The sequence below is a fragment of the Acinetobacter calcoaceticus ANC 3811 genome (assembly GCF_000399665.1).
In the GTDB taxonomy this organism is placed as follows: domain Bacteria; phylum Pseudomonadota; class Gammaproteobacteria; order Pseudomonadales; family Moraxellaceae; genus Acinetobacter; species Acinetobacter calcoaceticus_B.
On the sequence record NZ_KB976986.1, the window covers coordinates 1,894,371 to 1,913,675 of the forward strand.

The window sequence follows — 19,305 nt, forward strand, 5'->3', positions numbered from 1 at the left end:
ACATAATATATGTTTTGGGTAGACCTAGTCCCCCGGTTCAATTTCTATTTTTAAGCGGTTTTTTTATTTATTAAAATCCTATGAGCTATACTTTTAAAATAAAATTATGAAGTAATCATTATTTCAATTGTACTTTATACAGACGAATCTTATTAACACGATCAATAGGAATTATGAGTTATGGAAAAGCAAGATATGATATCGATTGTAGATAGATATTTTTCCAATACAATTTCTAATCTAACAAATTTTCCAATACATAAGCTAAAAAATGACCCTATTGAAAAAGAAAGTTCTTTCTTTTTTATACATGACTTTGGTACTTATGAATTAGAAGCTAAATTCAATTATTGTGATGGTTTTCCACAAAAAATAGCTTTACTGATACATGGCGGCAATTCTGATTTAAGTTCTTTAAGCCCTTTAGAAAATTTACTTAGAAGTAAAAATATTGGAACGCTTTCATTCAATTTAAGTGGCTTAAATAATACGAGTGAAACACAGTCATCTTTATCTCAGAACATAAATGAAAGTTTTGTTTTTTACAGTCTTTTAAAAAAAGTAGATATTGTCATTGGATATAGTTTAGGCGGTTATCTTGCAATCAATTTAGCGAAAAAATTTCAAATTGATCAATTGATTCTATTATGCCCAGCGATATATTCAGATCAAGCAGTCAAGAAAATGTATGGAAATGAATTTAAGGATGAAATTTCCAAACCTTATAGCTTTTATTCATCATCAATTTGGCTTTTTTTAATGGAATATAAAAAAGAACTCACAATAGTTTATGGAGAATGGGATGGTATAAAAACAGATAATGGAAAGTCGAAAGGGTTTTATGAAATTAATGGTATTACGAAGTACTCCCCCATTCCCTATGAAATAGTCCAAACCTTAAAAAAAATTTCCATGCGAAAAACTAACTTTAATTTCATAATTGAGAAAGATAAAGATCATTACCTCTTAAAAAATATCAAAAATTATAATATTTAAAAATTTATTAGGTTGGACTGCAAAAATCCTCTTCTTGTTAAAAGCGAATAGATTGAATTTTCAACTCCTACTATGTTAGGTGAATTTGTTATCGTCGCAAAAATAAAGCCCCTTAAACGTTTTAGTTCAAAAGGCTTTTAAAATTCATTTAAATAAGAAATAGCTTTAATTTGTAGGGGCTAATTCAAAATCTGAAACAATACTGCAAAGAGTAGAATATTTGCGACAACTATAGCCCAACCACCATATAGCATGTATTTCAGTTGACTTGAACGTGCTAAGCCCATTTGACCAAACATATCAGAAGATGGAAAAGGACCAAACCAGTCTACTTGGGAGCTTGATAATAAAACTGCTGTAACCGCAACAGGTGGAACGCCATTTGCCAGTAAAATTGGTCCAAAAATTTTATTGGTAAAAGTCATTTGTGCAACAGCTGCCCCTGGGATATGCCCCACAATATTAAATAAGAAAATACCAAAACACAGCATAGCAGGACTTAAGTCGACCAAATACGGTGTCGCATTATCTAACAGTGTTTGGTAAGCATTAAGTTTTTCAACAAGAACTAAAATTGGATTGTATAACCAGTAAAGAATAAACATCCACACTAATTTACCGCACCCCTCATAGAGTGCTTCCAAAATTTGTTTAGGACTAAACCCCGCAACTAACCCAGTTAATGTGGCAACAGTAAGCATCACAATAATTGCAAAACTAAAGCCTGCTTTAAAAATAATTCCAAGAATTGCCATCGTGATAATTGTGCCAATAAATACAATCGCTGCACGTTTACTTCTTTTCAATTCAGAGGCACTTTCTATTTTTTCAGAAGGTTCTAAAAAATTTTCATTATAGGTATATTTTCCAAAAGTCCACTTTTGGATATAGCCAGACATAAACCAACCTGTAAGAAGTGTGACAATACTCATCGGAATGGCGCAAGCACTCAAATATTGTGGGTAGGTCAAGCCTCCCAACTCTAAAATAGTCACAGTACTTGGTGTAAAAGGTCCCATAAAAAGACCGACAGAACCTGCTGTCATCAAAAGTAATGCAACGGTGGGTGGCGTTAAACCAACAGCTGCTGCAATTGGAATAATGACAGCAACAATAATGGCATTACCACCTGCCATAGTGCCCAATGAACCACAAATAATAACTGATGAAATCATGATGCCAAGTTTGACGCGAGGAATACTTGAAAGCCCAACTTTATTGACAATAAATTTGACCAATTCTTTCGCGGCACCTGTTCGGTTGGCAACTTCACCAACCCCAGCACCTAACATAATAATAAGACCTACAGTCGCAATAAATGAGCCCGTAGACTTTGCAAGAATTCCACCCAATTCAAATACACTGGTGGATGTCATTATCACGCTGATAACAATGGCAATAATAACAGCAAGGACAATATCGAGACCAATAACAGTTAAGAGCGCCAAGGCAAAAATAGGCAATAACCCGATTAAACCGACCTCCTCTATTGGTAGGCTTTTTGCGTAAAATGCTAAAGCAAAGCTAAGAATAATAATGGTGATAAGGGCAATATTTTTAGGTGTCCTTATATTAGGTATTGTTATAGAAGATTGCTCAACTGACATATGTATCACTCCTTGATCATTGGGCATTGAATTTCTCACCAATTTACAAGGGTTCATTGACATTAAATAATGAATTCTAATAGATTACCTATAACTATTAGTTATGTGCTCATTTATGAATCTTCGACACCTAGAAATATTCTATTTAGTCATGCTTTTTGGTTCACTCACAGAAGCAGCATCATCGTTATGCATTTCACAGCCAGCAGCCAGTAAATTGCTCAAACATGCTGAACAACGCCTTGGTTTTGCTCTATTTAAACGGGTCAAAGGGAAATTACAACCCACGAAAGAAGCCTATATTTTATATGATGAAATTAAGCCAATTTATGAAAAAATAAATGAATTAAATAAGTTGACGGATAATTTGGCAAGAAATACTCAAGGTCAAATCACACTCGGATGTTTACCCAGTTTAGGTTTGAGCCTCATTCCCAAATTAACTGCAAAATTTCTAAAAAAATACCCTGAAGTTTTTGTCAATATTGGTACAGATCACACTCAAGCATTAGAACAAAAATTATTAAGACGTGAAATTGATATTGCAGTGACATTCCAGCCCCATACTCAGCATGGCATTATTGCCACACCTGTTCTGGAAATTCCTCTGGTTTACATTGACTCTAAGCCTATTGATGCAAAGCAAGATATTCATTCAATTGATGAAAACAGGTGGATTCAACCCTACTCAGATTCCCTCATGCAAGTCGTAAAAAAGTACAGAACATTTAATAAAAGTATTGTGAATGTACAAACTTACTATATGGCGAGTGAACTGGTACACGAAGGTTTAGGGTGTAGCATTACCGATATTTATACTGCTGCACACTCCTTACCCAATCATATGATTCATGAAATAAAACCAAGTTTATATACCACAATTTATATTTTAAAAAATGCCAATGTAAGTACGACCAAAGCGACTGAAGATTTTATTGAATTGATTAAAAGAGAAATTGCTTCGATGACGCCATCGATTAACTAAAAGTTATGAGTACTACGTAAAAACTCATTTGTTTAACTCTTTTTCTTCTTCTTTAATACAAATGTGTGTTGCAAATATAGCATGGAAGAATGAAAAAACATGTCGTTGTCATTGGTGGTGGAGTCATTGGTTTAAGTACAGCCTATGCACTTATTCACGCGGGTCATCAAGTCACAATAGTGGAAGAAAAAGACCAGATTGGTTGCCAGACAAGTTTTGCAAATGGTGGTCAACTCAGTTATCGCTATGTTGCACCTTTAGCAGATGCGGGCGTGCCGTTTCAGGCGCTGCAATGGTTAGGAAAAGCCCACTCGCCTTTAAACTTTAAATTGAATTTTTCACCTCTTCAATGGTCTTGGTTATTCCAATTTCTCATGGCATGTAATCGCAAAGATAACATTGTGAACGGCAATCATATTTTACGGTTATCCCTATATAGTCAAAGTATTATGTCTAAATGGCGTGATGAAATTGATGATTTTGACTGGGCAAAATCGGGAAAAATGATTATTCATCGTGATGAAGAAGCTTTTAGAAAAGCAGCAACAGGGATAGATCCAATTGTACAAAAGGTACTGTCACCACAAGAAACAGTTCAACTTGAACCTGCATTGAAAGGTATTGAATCTACTTTAGTAGGTTCAATTTATACACCTGATGATGAAACAGCAGATTGCTACAAATTTTGTTTAGCTTTGTATAAATCACTAGAAAAGAGTAGTAACTTCACATGTTTATATGCACATGAAGCGAAAGATTTTTTTGTAGAAAATAATAAAATTACTGCAATTGAAACAAATCAAGGACGTATAGAAGCAGATGAATTTGTCGTTGCTGCGGGCAATGGTAGTACTGCAATTTTTAATATGGTGGGTATTTCAGTCCCAGTTTATCCATTAAAAGGATATAGCCTAACTTTACCATTCCCAGAAAAAGCCAATGTTGTACCCAATATAAGTGTAACCGATTATGCAAATAAAATTGTATATGCAAAATTGGGGAATCAACTTCGAATTGCCGCAATGGTCGATATTGGCTATCAAGATATCTACATTCGAAAAGAACGTATAAATGCATTGAAAGATACGGTACGAAAAACATTTCCCGATTTATTTGGTGTAAATACTGCTCAAGAATGGAGTGGTTTACGTCCATCCACCCCTACAGGTTTACCCATTTTGGGTCGTACGAAATATTTGAATTTATGGGCAAATATTGGCCAAGGTAGTTTAGGTTTCACATTGGCAGCTGGTTGTGCCATGGTCATTAGTCAATTAATTAGCCAAGCAACCTCGCCAATTATATTAGATGGTTTATCTCTGGAGAAATAAAATGAGTCATGATATTCAACGTATTGATGCGAATGCACGTTTATCAGGTTGTGTCCTTCATAACGGTTTAGTGTATGTTTCTGGTCAAGTTCCAACGACTTTAGATGCTGATGCTAAGCAACAGACTTTAGAAGTTCTAGCAAAAATTGATGCTTTACTGGAACAAGCTGGTAGTGATAAAAGCCGTATTTTAACTGCACAAATTTGGATTAAAAATATTGCCGAAGATTTTGTAGTGTTCAATGAATGTTGGGAAGCATGGTTACCAGATGGAGCAGCACCAGCACGTGCGGCTATTCAAGCAGATTTGGCACGTCCGCAAGTATTAGTCGAAGTAATGGTTACAGCGAGTATTAAATAATATTTGCCTTAAATAAAGCCAGTGAATTTACTGGCTTTATTAATTACATGTTCAAATGTAATCACTCATTAACTCGATGTTGCACATCTTTATATGTAACGCTGATCACCTTATCCTTACTAAATACTTTACGAATTGATTTTAATCTGACCAGTTAGTTAGGCTGAGACAAAATAAACTTTCAAAAGACATTTTTAAAATTTTTATAATAAAAAACTCGTTCCAAAAACTTGAAATGGCTCTAGTGAAAAACACTGAGCCTGAAATAGTAAAAAATTAGAGCCTAATAATATCTACTGTAATAATTTGATGAGAAAATACAATATATTCAAATAATTTTTTAGAAGAAATTTACTAAAAATTAAATTATATTAATTAACAAAATGTATTTCCTTTACTTCTTCATTTAAAATTTTTAATGCAGTTAGACAAATATCTAAATATTGATTATCTGTAATTTTTTTAGGATAGGTATTAGCATCAATATTAATAATTACCCCATTCCACGTAAAAAGCTTTCTAAATGTATTTGATTTACATGCCACATCACTACTCAAAAAATCAGCTTTACGATTATAATATTGTGGTGAATACATAAAAACTCGAAACCCACCTTCCACCACAATATCACCTTCCCACTTTTTCCCTATTAGTTTATCTATATCTATAACTCTAATAGTAAAACCATTAGCACCATAATACTCTCTTGGTATTAACCAAAAACGACCATTACGTTTTATTAAAAAATATTTACGAGAGTCATATTTGGGCAATCTTGCTCTATCTGCATCTGTAATAGCATCAAATTCCCGAGCCAATCTTCTATTCTGCGCCTCCATCAGTCGCCGAATTTCTCCCTCCTGTTCCTCTTTTGTTAAAGGAACACACTTATATACAAGCCAAGCTATAAAAACTAGCAAAAGCAAAGTCCATATAAAACCTTTAGTTGGTGTGTAGTTTTTTATTTTCATTTTTCTACCTTTAATAAACTAAGAATTAATGTACCTACATTTTGATGTGGGTTATTTGGGTGGTAAAAGCATAGATAAAAAAAAGCCCCTGCTATTAACAGGGGCTTTTCGAATTTGGCGGAAGCGGTGAGATTCGAACTCACGGAGGACTCACACCCTCGTCGGTTTTCAAGACCGGTGCATTAAACCGCTCTGCCACGCTTCCATGTGCGTAAGAATACAAAGCTTATTCATTTTATTCAAGAAAAATATCATCGCTTTGTGTTCAAGTGCATATTGTTTCATCAATTTTACAATCGAGCAGCTAATTCTGCTCCTTCTTTGATCGCACGCTTCGCATCTAGCTCTGCTGCGAGCTTTGCTCCACCAATAATATGGTAGTTCGCTATAGTCGACTCACCTTCTTTTGGCATCAAGTCTTTTACAGACTCTTGACCTGCACACACCACAACTGTGTCTACACGTAAAAGCTGATCTTGACCATTGTGCTCAATCCAAAGCCCTTCATCAGTGACTGCTTTATATTGCACACCACGTAACATACGCACGCCATGCTTTTTAAGCTGTGCACGGTGTACCCAACCTGAAGTCTTGCCAAGGCCAATACCGAGAGGTGTTGTTTTACGTTGCAATAAATAAATCTGGCGAACAGGAAGTTCAACTACTGGTGGCTGCATACCACCTTCAGAAACATAATTCGGATCTGGGTCTACACCCCATTCACGTTGCCATTCAGCTAAAGGTTGAGGCTGTGGTTGATGTGGAGGTTTAAGTAAAAACTCAGATACATCAAAACCAATACCACCTGCCCCAATCACTGCAACTTTTTGTCCAACTTCTGCACCTTTTAAAACTTGAGCATAAGAAAGAACTTGTGGTGCATTGCTTCCTTCAATTTTTAATGCGCGAGGGATTACACCAGTTGCAACAATCACTTCATCAAAACCTTCGCGTTCAAGCTGCTCGCGATTCACGCGAGTATTTAAACGTACATCCACCCCTGTTTTTTCGAGCTGGACTTTAAAATAACGAATCGTTTCGTGGAATTCTTCTTTACCTGGTACAACTTTGGCAAAGTTAAATTGACCACCTACATCTGAAGTTGCTTCAAATAGTGTCACTGCATGGCCACGGCTTGCCGCAACAGTTGCCGCGGACATTCCCGCTACACCGCCACCTACAACAGCAATACGTTTAGGCTGTTTGGTTTTTAAATAAACCAGTTCTGTTTCATGGCCTGCACGTGGGTTCACTAAACAAGACACGCGCTTATTTTTAAATGCATGGTCTAAACAGGCTTGGTTACAAGCAATACAGGTATTAATTTCATCAACGCGGTTAGTCGCAGTTTTATTTACCCAAAATGCATCGGCCAATAAAGGACGTGCCATTTGAACCATATCTGCTTTGCCAGTTGCCAAAATCTCTTCGGCAGTTTCAGGCATGTTAATACGGTTTGACGCAATAATCGGAATAGAAATATGCTGTTTTACATGTGCAGTGTAATCGACAAAAGCGGCTCGAGGCACAGATGTTACAATGGTCGGTACACGTGCTTCATGCCAGCCAATGCCAGTATTTAATAAAGTCACACCTGCCTTTTCTAAAGCTTTGGCTACAGTAACCACTTCTTGCATGGTGTTACCATCATGCACAAGATCGAGCAACGACAAGCGGAAACAAATAATAAATTTCTCACCAACTTTGGCACGAATCGCTTTAACAAGCTCGACTGGAAAGCGCATACGGTTTTCAATTTCACCACCCCAACGGTCAGTACGTTGGTTTACGTGGCTACTTAAAAACTGATTAATTAAATAACCTTCTGAGCCCATAATTTCGACACCGTCATAGCCTGCTTTTTTGGCAATGTCAGCGCACTGTGCGTAATCTTCTATTGTGCTAAGAATATTTTTTTCAGAAAGCTGACGCGGTTTAAATGGCGAAATTGGAGATTTAATTGCTGTTGAAGACACAACAAATGGTTGGTAGCCATATCGGCCAGCGTGCAAAATCTGCATTAAGATTTTAGAGCCATGTTTATGAACAGCATGGGTTACCAAACGGTGCTGAGGAACATCAAAGAGACTGTTCATGGTTCCACCAGCAGGGGCCAACCATCCTTGACGGTTCGGAGAAATACCACCTGTTACAATCAGGCCAACCCCGCCTTTTGCACGCTCTTCAAAATAAGCTGCCAGTTTTGGGTAATTATAGAAACGGTCTTCAAGCCCCGTATGCATGGATCCCATCACCACACGGTTTTTAATGGTGGTAAAGCCTAAATGTAATGGTTTTAATAAATTGGCGTAACTTGTCATGCTGCGTCCCAATAGTTTTTTGCAACTTGTTGCATAGTACTTTAATACTTTTTTAATAATTTTGGATGACCCAGTAAAGAAATTTATCGGAGCTTATGGTCAATCCATCAAAACCACTCCGATTACTTTTATTTAATGACACTAAGGAAATCTGGTTCTTTTTCCCATTTATATAATAAGCAGAGCATAATCACACCAAGAATAGTTCCAATTGGGAATGCAAAAAGTAAAAATACCGTTAAGAAAAGTGAAATATATCTAGAATTTTTTGTGCCATCTAAAACTCTTTTAGCAGCATATAGATGAAGCCCAATCACAACCACTTTCCCAGTAACTCCACCGAGTAAATAAGCAGAGCTTGAGCCACTGATTGCCATATAATGGTAAATCATATAAATCACGTCGAGTACCGTGATTATAGCCACGACATAGTGTGCACGCGATAAGCCAAAATTTTCCTTCATATTTATCCTATTTTCTTTTTAAGTCATTAAAAGTCTTTTCTTATTTGGAATAACAATACTTCATTCCCCCTTCTCATTCTATAAATACGCTTAGATTTTTTATGAAATTAAAACCCCAAATCAGAACAAGTGAATTAATGCTTTTTTTGCCAAAAAAGCACCATAAATAGTGATACAATAGCCGCCATTCAGAATTCTCGAGACCACCTGTACGGGGTCTTTTTTATAAATGTTAGGATTAGCAATGACTGATAATGCAACTATCTTGCAGCATGTACCAGTAGGCAAAAAAGTTGGGATTGCCTTCTCCGGAGGCCTAGACACTTCAGCTGCTTTATTATGGATGAAACAAAAGGGTGCAGAGCCTTATGCATATACTGCAAACTTAGGCCAGCCTGATGAAGATGACTACGATGCAATTCCAAAGAAAGCAGAACAATACGGCGCTGTAAAAGCTCGCTTAATTGACTGCCGCTTACAACTTGCGCTCGAAGGTATTGCTGCAATTCAGTGTGGTGCATTCCATATCAGTACAGGTGGTGTTCCTTATTTCAATACGACTCCATTAGGTCGTGCAGTAACAGGTACAATGTTAGTTACTGCAATGAAAGAAGATGACGTAAACATCTGGGGTGACGGTTCAACTTATAAAGGTAACGATATTGAACGTTTCTATCGTTATGGTTTGTTGACCAACCCGAATCTTAAAATTTACAAGCCTTGGTTAGATCAAAACTTCATCGACGAACTCGGTGGCCGTGCAGAAATGTCACAGTTCCTGATCGACAATGGTTTTGACTACAAAATGTCAAAAGAGAAAGCGTATTCAACTGACTCAAACATGTTGGGTGCAACTCACGAAGCAAAAGATCTTGAATACTTAAATGCTGGTATCAAAATCGTTGACCCAATTATGGGCGTTGCTTTCTGGAAAGAAGAAGTTGAAATCAAACCAGAAGAAGTAACTGTACGTTTTGAAGAAGGTGTACCTGTTGCGTTAAATGGTCAAACTTTTAACAATCCAGTTGAGCTTATTCTTGAAGCGAACCGTATTGGTGGTCGTCATGGTTTAGGTATGTCTGACCAAATCGAAAACCGTATTATCGAAGCGAAATCTCGCGGTATTTATGAAGCTCCGGGTATGGCCCTTCTTCATATTGCTTACGAGCGTTTGGTTACTGGTATTCATAACGAAGATACGATCGAACAATACCGCATTAACGGTTTACGTTTAGGTCGTTTACTTTACCAAGGTCGTTGGTTCGACTCTCAAGCGCTTATGTTGCGTGAAACTGCACAGCGTTGGGTTGCTAAAGCTGTTACAGGTGAAGTGACTCTTGAACTTCGTCGTGGTAATGACTACACCATCATGAACACCGAATCTCCAAACTTAACGTACGAAGCTGAACGTTTAACAATGGAAAAAGGCGATTCAATGTTCTCGCCTATGGATCGTATTGGTCAGTTGACTATGCGTAACCTCGACATTACCGATACACGTGCAAAACTTGGTATCTATACAGATGCTGGTTTACTTTCAATCGGTCAAGGTTCTGCTATTCCTCAATTAGACAGTAAGAAAAAATAATTTTCTTATAGCGTTAAAAAAGGCCACCTTAATAGGTGGCCTTTTTATTTTTAAAGTTCATTCAGGCAATTTCGGCGACTTGTAAAGGCTGATAATAAATCTGGTTACGTCCAAGCTGCTTAGCCCGATATAAAGCTTGATCGGCAGCATGAATTAAATTTTCCTGAGTGACTTTTAAACCTTCTGTGTAAACAGTAAAACCCAAACTAATCGTTACATGCTTAGATACCAACGATGCCCCATGGGGTATCGCTTGACGCTCAATGGCTTTATAAATATTGGCAGCCACCGCATAGGCACCTTGAGCGGGTGTTTTTGGTAAAAGAACCACAAACTCCTCTCCGCCATAACGGGCGACAAAATCAACATGACGTATCGAATTTTTAATTGCAGAGGCAATAGACGCGATGACCTTGTCCCCCATCTGATGCCCATAAAAATCGTTATAGTTTTTAAAAAAATCGATATCAATAAATAAAACGGCCAATGGTCGTTGCTCTTGTTTTGCCCGATAGTAAAAAAAGTCGAACATCTCATCGAAAGTACGTCGATTAGAAATTTTAGTGAGCGCATCTTGCTGACTTAAATGAAGCAATTCAGATGCCTCAATACGTAAAATCTTTTCGTTAAGTTCAGCAAGCTGATTATTTAAAAAAAGGCTTCTTTCCCTCGAGATAAGCATCGTACTAATTGAAAAACCTAAAATACAGCTACCAAATAATGCTCGCCCCAAAGCAATATAGTCACAATTCGCTTGCAATAAAATTAATGAAGAAAAAACGAAAATTGCTGCCGTTAAACCAACATAAAGCATGTGCAAAGGTTTTATACCGCTCAAAATAAAACCAAGCATATATAAAAAAGAAAGCAGCAACATCGACTGATTTTTGAGAGCGATATTTCCTACACTAAGCAGCAACATTGCATTGAAAATAATGGTAAAAAATACAATACCGCACGCAGCGACGTAAAAATATTCAGTGAGTTTTTTAAACTTGGCAAAAACCCAAAATAGTAGCAGCGCACCAGCGATATTAATTGCGCTCAGTAAACAGTAAATAAAATCCCAAGTAATGTAAGGTACACCGATCACCAAGTAGTCTGTAGGAAGCGCTAATAAAATAAAAATGAGATAAGTGAGAACACCACTTGCTAAAAATTTTGAGATATTTTGTTTAGTTCGTTCAAGATTCAAGCACCAGAACTTTTTTTCTAATTGATGAGGCAAAGCTGTATTGGCATAACGATGGGTATGTAAAGTTACCAGATATTCTATTTCTTCTTTTGCTTTGAGTAATTCATGTACATTTCCCCTATTTACCACTACCCGATTCCTACCTCTTACACATTAACAAAATATAACATTATTTTTTAAGGCCTCTTGGGCTTTATTTTGCCATTTGTCCGTAATTCTCGTTACCATTTTCACACTTTATCGATTATCATTTGTTTTATTTCGAAGTTTGAACTGCCTTGGACTCTATTACCCTGCTCCAGCCAGATGACTGGCATGCACATTTACGTGATGGTTTAGCATTAAAACGTACTGTACCTGATTTGGCTAAACAGTTTGCTCGCGCGATCTGTATGCCAAACCTTGTTCCGCCAGTGAAAACTGTGGAAGAAGCACTGGCTTACCGTGAACGTATTCTTGCTCATGTTCCAGAGGGTCTCAATTTTGACCCGCGTATGGTGCTTTATTTTACTGACTTCACCTCACCAGACGAAGTTCGTAAAATTAAAGAATCTGGACATGTAAATGCAATTAAACTTTACCCAGCGGGCGCGACCACCAATTCTGATAATGGTGTGAGTGATATCCGTAAGGTTTATGCAGTTATTGAACAATTAGAAGAACATCAAGTTCCATTATTACTTCATGGTGAAGTGACTCATAACCATGTCGATATTTTTGACCGTGAAAAACGCTTCCTTGACGAAGTACTCAACCCGCTTTTAAAACAGTTTCCAAAACTTAAAGTGGTACTTGAGCACATTACAACAAGCGATGCGGCTCATTTTGTGTTAGAACATGACCGTAATGTTGCTGCGACAATCACTCCTCAGCATTTATTATTTAACCGTAATGATATGTTGGTTGGTGGTATTAAACCGCATTTTTATTGTTTGCCAATTTTAAAGCGCCAAACACACCAAACAACTTTGCTTGAAGTTGCAACGAGTGGTAACCCTAAATTTTTCTTGGGTACAGACAGTGCGCCTCACTCACAAGATGCAAAAGAAAATGCGTGTGGCTGTGCAGGCTGTTATAGTGCACCTAATGCAATTGAGCTTTATGCCCAAGCATTTGACCAAGTCGGTAAATTAGAGCGCTTAGAAGGGTTTGCTAGCCATTTTGGCGCGGACTTCTACGGTCTACCACGTAATACTTCTACCATTACTTTGGTAAAAGAAGATAATCTTGTACCAGAATCTTTTGATTATTTAGATGATCAAAAAATTATCCCGCTGCATGCCGGGAAAACGCTGCAATGGAGAAAAGTGTGACACAAGAAACCTCTGTCCCGGTCATTGGCCAACGTTTTCGTGGCTTCTTACCTGTTGTTGTTGACGTTGAAACGGCAGGTTTTAATGCCCAGACAGATGCATTGCTAGAAATTGCGTGCATTCCAATTGTGTATGATGCTCAGGGACAATTTGTCCCTGGTCCAGCATTCCATGCGCACATTAACCCGTTTGAAGGGGCTAACCTCGACCGTCGTTCGTTAGACTTTATTGGTATTGATCCATTCAATCCAATGCGTATTGCAATGGCTGAAGATGAGCGGACTGCTTTACGCCGTATTTTTAAATCAGTCAATGAAGTTCGCAAACAGCAACATTGTACGCATGCCGTGTTGGTCGGTCATAATGCCCATTTCGATCTTAGTTTTGTTCAAGCAGCGATTGCACGTACAAGCACCAAAAACCAGAATCCTTTTCATAGTTTTTCAGTCATGGATACAGTTACTTTAAGTGCTGTGATGTTTGGACAAACCGTCCTTGCTAAAGCCTGTATTCAAGCTGGAATTGAGTTCGATGGCAAAGAAGCACACTCTGCTTTATACGATACTCAGAAGACTGCTGAACTGTTTTGCTATATTTTGAACAAACTGTCTCCTTACCTACTTGACAGTTTGGTGGCGGCTTCTTAAGATACCGCCATCCTCAACGTCCCTATCGTCTAGAGGCCTAGGACATCGCCCTTTCACGGCGGTAACCGGGGTTCGAATCCCCGTAGGGACGCCAATTTCTTTTATAAGAAATTCATTTCAAAATCGTATCTTTTTAACTACATTATCTCACTTCAATTTTATCCATGAGATAACTTAGTTTTTTCAAAATTTAAGATTTCAACTTTACTTTATCAACATGTGATAAAGGTTGTATTGTCGGATCATCTCTCTCAATAGTGATTGCATCAGTCACGAACTTTGTTTTTATCTCAATTGGGTTTGACTCTAGTGAAACTTGGTCTAATAAAATTTTTGAAATATTAAAATCAGCATGTATTTGCGCAAGCTCTGGTGTTCTTTTATAACGTACAACTCTAAAACCAGCTTCCTGAATCAAAGCATCTCGTTCTGCATCAATTTTTTCTTTCCCCTTATGACTTGAATCATCTAATTCAACAATAGCAACGATATTAAATTTTTTATCTAACACAATAAAATCAGCAACTTTACGATTAAACAAATTACGTGTCGCATATCCTTGTGCTGTCATAAAAGCACTAAAAGCAACTTGTGCCAAAATAATATGTTCAGGCAAGGCTTCTCTTAGCTTTATAAAAGTCGGTTGTTCATTCATGGTAATGATACGCTTTCCCTTGATTGGGCTACGTTTTGCATTTCCATTTTTACTTTCCCCTTTCTTTAAAACACTTAAAATTGCCAATATAATTATGGTCAACAAAACCATGCCGATAAGCATAGACATTAGACTTCCCCTTGATAAAAATAAAAAACTAACTGATCTCTAAAAAATACAATTTAAAACGATTAGCTATGAAATATTTAATTGATTTTTAAAGCTATTGTTTATGCATCTAACGAGCTATTTTAGACTGAAATTTAGAATTATTTAAGGATATTTTTTTAACTCTCAAAATTTATATTTTCAAATAAAATACACTTGTGCAAATATATCACTGATCCAGTATTTCCTTTACATAGATTTACAATATAATAATTCTTATTTTTATACTGATATTTATTATCAAAAAGGTTTTAAATGGATCTTAAGCTTCGTCTCCTCTCCCTGAGCATCGCTCAACTATGTTGTATGTCAACTGCTTTCGCAGAAACAGATCAACCTTCAACTACGCTTGCTACCATTAAAATTAAAGCTCAACAGGCCTCTGACCAAGCTTATAAGGTAGATAATTCGAGTAGCGCAACACGTAGCGAAGTTGCATTAAAAGATACGCCGCAATCTGTCAGTGTGGTGACTCAAAAAGTAATTGAAGATATTGGTGCAACACGTTTAATCGAAGCACTTGATTTAGCCGGTGGTGTTACTCGTGCTAATAACTTTGGTGGTCAAGGTTTAACTGGTTTTAACGTTCGTGGCTTCACCAGCGGTGAGTTTTACCGTAACGGATTCCCAATTAACCGTGGTTATCCAAATGCTCCAGATAGCAACACTATTGAACGTGTAGACGTTTTACGTGGCCCCTCCTCTAGCTTGTATGGCCGTGGCGACCCAGGTGGTACGTTTAACTTAATTTCTAAAACACCAAAATCTGAACAACAAACAACTTTAGGAGCACAGCTTAACAGTGAGGGTCTGTACCGCACTACTGTCGACACGACAGGCACTATTCCAAATGCAGAGAACATTGGCTATCGCCTAAATGTAATTGCAGAAGGTGGTGATAGTTACCGCGATGGTGTCGAATCTAAACGTTATGGAATTGCCCCAGTCATCCAATGGCAAGCTTCCGATGCAACCAAAGTTACTTTTGAAGCCGATATTTTACGTAACCAGCATCCGCTTGACCGTGGGCATACGCGCTACCCTACACAAAAGTCTTTTAATAGTTCACCCGAAACCTATTTATGGGAAACTGGTAAATACAACAACCGCCTCTACAATGACAATAATATGACTCAATTACGAGTCGAACACGACCTTGGAAATGACTGGAAACTTAATGCTGGCGTGCAATATTTAAATGGCAAATTGTATGGCTATGCGGTAGAAGGAAGCGGTGTTAATAAAAATGATATAGAAAAAATTAACAGGAATTACAGCTATCGGGAATTAAAGTGGCAAGATACTGATGCGCAGATCAATCTAACAGGTAATTTCCAACTTTTAGGTTTAGCACATACCTTAGTGACTGGGCTTGAATATGAAAATTATGACTACAAGTCCTACATTATTCGTTCAGACCCAAATTCAAACAACTATCCTATTAATATTTATGATCCAGTTCTAGGACAGCCTTTACCTGAACTTAATAGCGTGGCAACACATGACCGTGAAAACTTAAAAACAACCGCCCTTTTTATACAAGACCAAATCGATTTAAATGAACGTTTAAGTGCACTATTGGGCTTACGTTTTGAGCACTACGAACATGATTACAAAAACCTATTACCGAATACTGCAAACTGGAATACCAGTCATGATGCATTTATTCCACGTTTAGGTTTAGTTTTTAAAGCCCGTGATGACCTTTCTATCTATAGCAATGCTGCAAAATCTTTTAAACCAAACACAGGTGCTAGCCGTAATGGAGAAGGTTTTGACCCAGAAGAAGGCATGGCTTATGAGCTAGGCTTTAAATGGCAAGCACTCGACAATATGCTATCGGTTGACTCTGCTGTTTTCTATGCAAAAAAAGAAAATGTCTTAACTCTAGATCCTATAGATTCAGCCTATAAAGTTGCTGCTGGTGAAGTTCGTAGCCAAGGTATTGAATTAAACGTTGCGGGGCAAATCACACCTGCTTGGAAAATTATTGGTGGATATGCCTATACAGATGCAGAAGTCAGCAAAGATAATACTTTGAAAAAAGGAACCTCTTTAGCGAATATTCCAAAGAATAGTTTTAATCTTTTAAATATCTATGAATTTCAGGATGGCCCTTTACAAGGCTTAGGTCTAGGAATTAATCAAAAATATATTGATAAGCGTGCAGGACAAACAGCAAATAGTACTTACACCATGAAAGGTTATGCGGTTACAGATTTGGTTTCTTACTATCAAGCAACACCAAAACTTCGTCTTAACTTAGATCTGAAAAATATTTTTGACAAAGTTTATGATGAAAGCGCCTTTAGCTCATATGCATATCCAGGTGAATCACGTACTGTTCAATTGGGTATGAGCTATATGTTCTAAACTGAAATATAAAAACATTCGATATACAGCAGTCTGTTCAGGACAACAACCTTGTAAGGCAGATCTCGTTAGGGATATCAAACAATAAAAAGCCACTGCATTTTTAAGGCAGTGGCTTTTTATTAAGCTAATTTTATAGAAAAAATATAATTTACTGATTTATAAATATTTTTATAATTAAATTATGTAATACACTAAACATAGATCAAAACTATAATTTCAACATGACATGCAAATTCAATTATTTCACCTAAAAAATTCGCGCTCTCAACGCATTATTTGGTTTTTAGAAGAATTAGGGCTCGACTATGAGCTCACTATTAAAGATCATTCAGGTATTGGCGAAGATAAAAATCCACCTCATCAATTATCAAAATTTCCAACTCTCGAAATTATTGAACAAGGAAAAACTTCAGTCTTAGCTGAAACCTCAGCAATCCTAGATTACCTATCTCATTTACATCCTCAATTGGGACCGAACTACCTATCAAGCCACCAGCTCCAAAATTTTTATTATTGGAAAAATTATTGCGAGGCGACATTCATTCCCGATTTGGTACTCAAACAAATCTTTCACCAAATTGCACAAAGTACACCTTTTCCAATCCGTTTCATTCCTAAACTTTTAAAATATGGATTTGATCAAGGTTATCTCAATCAATCGTTACAACGACAAATGAAAATGATTGATGAATATTTAGAGCAACATGCGTGGTTTGCCGGAGATCAGTTTACTATTGCTGATATTTTGATGTGGTTTCCATTACTGGCTTGCTCACAAAATTACAGCCAGTTTAAGCATATACACCGTTATCTTGCCCAAATAGAAAACAGACCTGCCTTTAACAATGCTTTAATTAAAGGCCAATGGTCTGCTTCTACATTTAATGCTTACTGGACGACTGCATGGTAATGAAATTATGCCGACTTACGTGAATTCACTTGTCCTTGAATCACCGCTTTAATATTGCCTTTGGCATAATTTAAAAACACCACAAGTGGTGAAAGTTTTGGATTTGGTTTTTTACCCTTGCCAATGGTTTTAAATTGAGCGGCATACCAAATAATTTCCATAATTGCCATTTTATCGACAAAAGGTAAGCCCGTTTTAATCGGTTTCACGGCGTAACGCACATCTTGCCCTGCAATTAAACGTTCTGTTAAATCGGTTTCCACAGCAAATGGGCGAGCAATACCAATAAAATCACATGCACCACTTTCAAGTGCAGCATTCATGCCCTCTACGGTACGGAAGCCACCTGTTACCATGAGTTTACACTTAACATGTTGGCGAATTTTCTCAGCAAAATCTAAAAAGTATGCCTCACGCGCAATCGTGCTTGCTTTACGCTTATCCGCCTTAGCTCCAGCCATTGCTGGTGCCTCGTAAGTGCCACCTGAAATTTCAATTAAATCGATACCAGCTTCATCTACTGCTTTAAACACTGAAATCACATCTTCTTCGCTAATACCGCCACGCTGGAAGTCAGCCGAGTTAAGCTTCACTGAAATAATAAAATTCTCTGAGGTTGCTGCACATACCGCTTTATAAACCTCTAATAAAAAACGGCTACGATTTTCAACAGAACCGCCCCATTGATCTGTACGCTTATTCGTTAATGGCGATAAAAATTGACTAATTAAATAACCATGTGCACCATGTAATTGCACTCCTTCAAAACCTGCTTTTTCACAAATGTGAGCTGCTGTCGCGAAACGTTTAATAATATCTAGAATTTCATCATGAGTAAGTTCACGTGGCGTTCCAAACATGGTTGCTAAAGCTGGGCTAAAAGGTACTGCTGATGGTGCAACGGTTTCTTTATTTAAACCTTTTGGACACTGACGACCTGGGTGTGACAATTGAATCAACTGCACCATGCCATATTTTTTACCTAATGCTGCCCACTCTTTTAAGCGATCTAGGTCACGTTCAGTTTCAATAACAACAACGCCCGGTTCATTTTTTGCTCTAGCATTTACCATGACATTTCCCGTAATGGCACAGCCAAGTTCACCTTTTGCCCAAGCACCATATAAGCCCAAATGTAAATCATTTGGTTGGCCTTCATAATTTGCAAGTGCCTCACTCATCGCACCTTTAATAATTCGGTTTTTAAAGGTGGTATTACGAATTGTGATGGGTTGAGCAATCTGGTTCATGGTTAACCTCTTTTTTTGAATTATAGAGCAATTACTCTAATTTAGATGAGTTATGGAACATGTCAAGCCATAATCGATAACTGACAATAGCACATGTCAATTTTAAAAAATATAAAGAAATGCAACTTTTTGCATAAGTTGAAAATTTAAATTATTTAATTAAAAAA

General features: G+C 37.2%; 16 protein-coding genes and 2 tRNA genes. 10 read left to right on the plus strand and 8 right to left on the minus strand.

Annotated elements, in window-relative coordinates; translation table 11 throughout:
* Positions 1 to 180: 180 nt before the first annotated feature.
* Positions 181 to 996, plus strand: a complete 816-nt coding sequence (locus F935_RS10140; RefSeq protein WP_016138851.1) for an alpha/beta fold hydrolase — start codon at positions 181 to 183, stop codon at positions 994 to 996.
* 179 nt (positions 997 to 1,175) lie between these two features.
* Here the strand turns inward: F935_RS10140 and F935_RS10145 are convergent, their stop codons facing one another.
* Positions 1,176 to 2,603 carry a Na+/H+ antiporter NhaC family protein gene (locus tag F935_RS10145; RefSeq protein ID WP_016138852.1) on the minus strand — a complete coding sequence of 476 codons (1,428 nt, stop codon included), beginning with the start codon at positions 2,601 to 2,603 and terminating at the stop codon, positions 1,176 to 1,178.
* 115 nt (positions 2,604 to 2,718) lie between these two features.
* Between F935_RS10145 and F935_RS10150 the strand changes: the two genes are divergently transcribed.
* The 3 genes from F935_RS10150 to F935_RS10160 all read left to right on the plus strand — a co-directional run bounded on the left by F935_RS10150 (position 2,719) and on the right by F935_RS10160 (position 5,280).
* On the plus strand, positions 2,719 to 3,588 hold the full coding sequence (locus F935_RS10150; protein WP_016138853.1) for a LysR family transcriptional regulator: 870 nt from the start codon (positions 2,719 to 2,721) through the stop codon (positions 3,586 to 3,588).
* A gap of 89 nt (positions 3,589 to 3,677) precedes the next feature.
* Positions 3,678 to 4,919, plus strand: coding sequence for a D-amino acid dehydrogenase (locus F935_RS10155; protein ID WP_016138854.1), 1,242 nt, complete (start codon positions 3,678 to 3,680; stop codon positions 4,917 to 4,919).
* Position 4,920: 1 nt separating this feature from the next.
* Entirely contained in the window at positions 4,921 to 5,280 is a 360-nt protein-coding gene (locus tag F935_RS10160; RefSeq protein ID WP_016138855.1) for a RidA family protein, read from the plus strand.
* Positions 5,281 to 5,651: 371 nt separating this feature from the next.
* Here the strand turns inward: F935_RS10160 and F935_RS10165 are convergent, their stop codons facing one another.
* From F935_RS10165 to F935_RS10180, 4 genes are all read right to left on the minus strand, one after another.
* Positions 5,652 to 6,251, minus strand: coding sequence for a hypothetical protein (locus F935_RS10165; protein ID WP_016138856.1), 600 nt, complete (start codon positions 6,249 to 6,251; stop codon positions 5,652 to 5,654).
* A 115-nt stretch (positions 6,252 to 6,366) separates the two neighbouring features.
* Positions 6,367 to 6,456, minus strand: a tRNA-Ser gene (locus F935_RS10170).
* Between the two features lie 85 nt (positions 6,457 to 6,541).
* On the minus strand, positions 6,542 to 8,572 hold the full coding sequence (locus F935_RS10175) for an NADPH-dependent 2,4-dienoyl-CoA reductase (protein ID WP_016138857.1): 2,031 nt from the start codon (positions 8,570 to 8,572) through the stop codon (positions 6,542 to 6,544).
* Between the two features lie 128 nt (positions 8,573 to 8,700).
* Positions 8,701 to 9,036, minus strand: coding sequence for a hypothetical protein (locus tag F935_RS10180; protein WP_016138858.1), 336 nt, complete (start codon positions 9,034 to 9,036; stop codon positions 8,701 to 8,703).
* Positions 9,037 to 9,265: 229 nt separating this feature from the next.
* On the opposite strand from F935_RS10180, the gene argG reads away from it, so the two are divergent.
* Positions 9,266 to 10,624 carry an argininosuccinate synthase gene (gene argG, locus F935_RS10185; protein ID WP_009390370.1) on the plus strand — a complete coding sequence of 453 codons (1,359 nt, stop codon included), beginning with the start codon at positions 9,266 to 9,268 and terminating at the stop codon, positions 10,622 to 10,624.
* Positions 10,625 to 10,685: 61 nt separating this feature from the next.
* On the opposite strand, the gene F935_RS10190 is transcribed toward argG, so the two are convergent.
* Positions 10,686 to 11,948 (minus strand): GGDEF domain-containing protein, encoded by a 1,263-nt coding sequence (locus F935_RS10190; RefSeq protein ID WP_016138859.1) that lies wholly within the window; start codon positions 11,946 to 11,948, stop codon positions 10,686 to 10,688.
* Positions 11,949 to 12,097: 149 nt separating this feature from the next.
* On the opposite strand from F935_RS10190, the gene pyrC reads away from it, so the two are divergent.
* From pyrC to F935_RS10205, 3 genes are all read left to right on the plus strand, one after another.
* A complete protein-coding gene (gene pyrC, locus F935_RS10195) occupies positions 12,098 to 13,132 on the plus strand; it encodes a dihydroorotase (RefSeq protein WP_003652801.1) in 1,035 nt (344 codons plus the stop codon).
* Positions 13,117 to 13,779: a ribonuclease T gene (gene rnt / locus F935_RS10200; protein ID WP_016138860.1), complete on the plus strand. Its 663-nt coding sequence runs from the start codon at positions 13,117 to 13,119 to the stop codon at positions 13,777 to 13,779. Before pyrC ends, rnt begins: the two co-directional genes overlap by 16 nt.
* 18 nt (positions 13,780 to 13,797) lie before the next feature.
* Positions 13,798 to 13,873 (plus strand) — tRNA-Glu (locus F935_RS10205).
* 96 nt (positions 13,874 to 13,969) lie between these two features.
* On the opposite strand, the gene F935_RS10210 is transcribed toward F935_RS10205, so the two are convergent.
* A complete protein-coding gene (locus F935_RS10210) occupies positions 13,970 to 14,563 on the minus strand; it encodes a DUF2726 domain-containing protein (protein WP_016138861.1) in 594 nt (197 codons plus the stop codon).
* Positions 14,564 to 14,857: 294 nt separating this feature from the next.
* Between F935_RS10210 and F935_RS10215 the strand changes: the two genes are divergently transcribed.
* Both F935_RS10215 and F935_RS10220 read left to right on the plus strand, forming a co-directional pair.
* Positions 14,858 to 16,975 (plus strand): TonB-dependent siderophore receptor, encoded by a 2,118-nt coding sequence (locus F935_RS10215; RefSeq protein ID WP_016138862.1) that lies wholly within the window; start codon positions 14,858 to 14,860, stop codon positions 16,973 to 16,975.
* A 229-nt stretch (positions 16,976 to 17,204) separates the two neighbouring features.
* A complete protein-coding gene (locus F935_RS10220; protein WP_016138863.1) occupies positions 17,205 to 17,888 on the plus strand; it encodes a glutathione S-transferase in 684 nt (227 codons plus the stop codon).
* Between the two features lie 5 nt (positions 17,889 to 17,893).
* Here the strand turns inward: F935_RS10220 and F935_RS10225 are convergent, their stop codons facing one another.
* Positions 17,894 to 19,138, minus strand: a complete 1,245-nt coding sequence (locus tag F935_RS10225; protein WP_016138864.1) for an NADH:flavin oxidoreductase/NADH oxidase family protein — start codon at positions 19,136 to 19,138, stop codon at positions 17,894 to 17,896.
* Positions 19,139 to 19,305 lie beyond the last annotated feature (167 nt).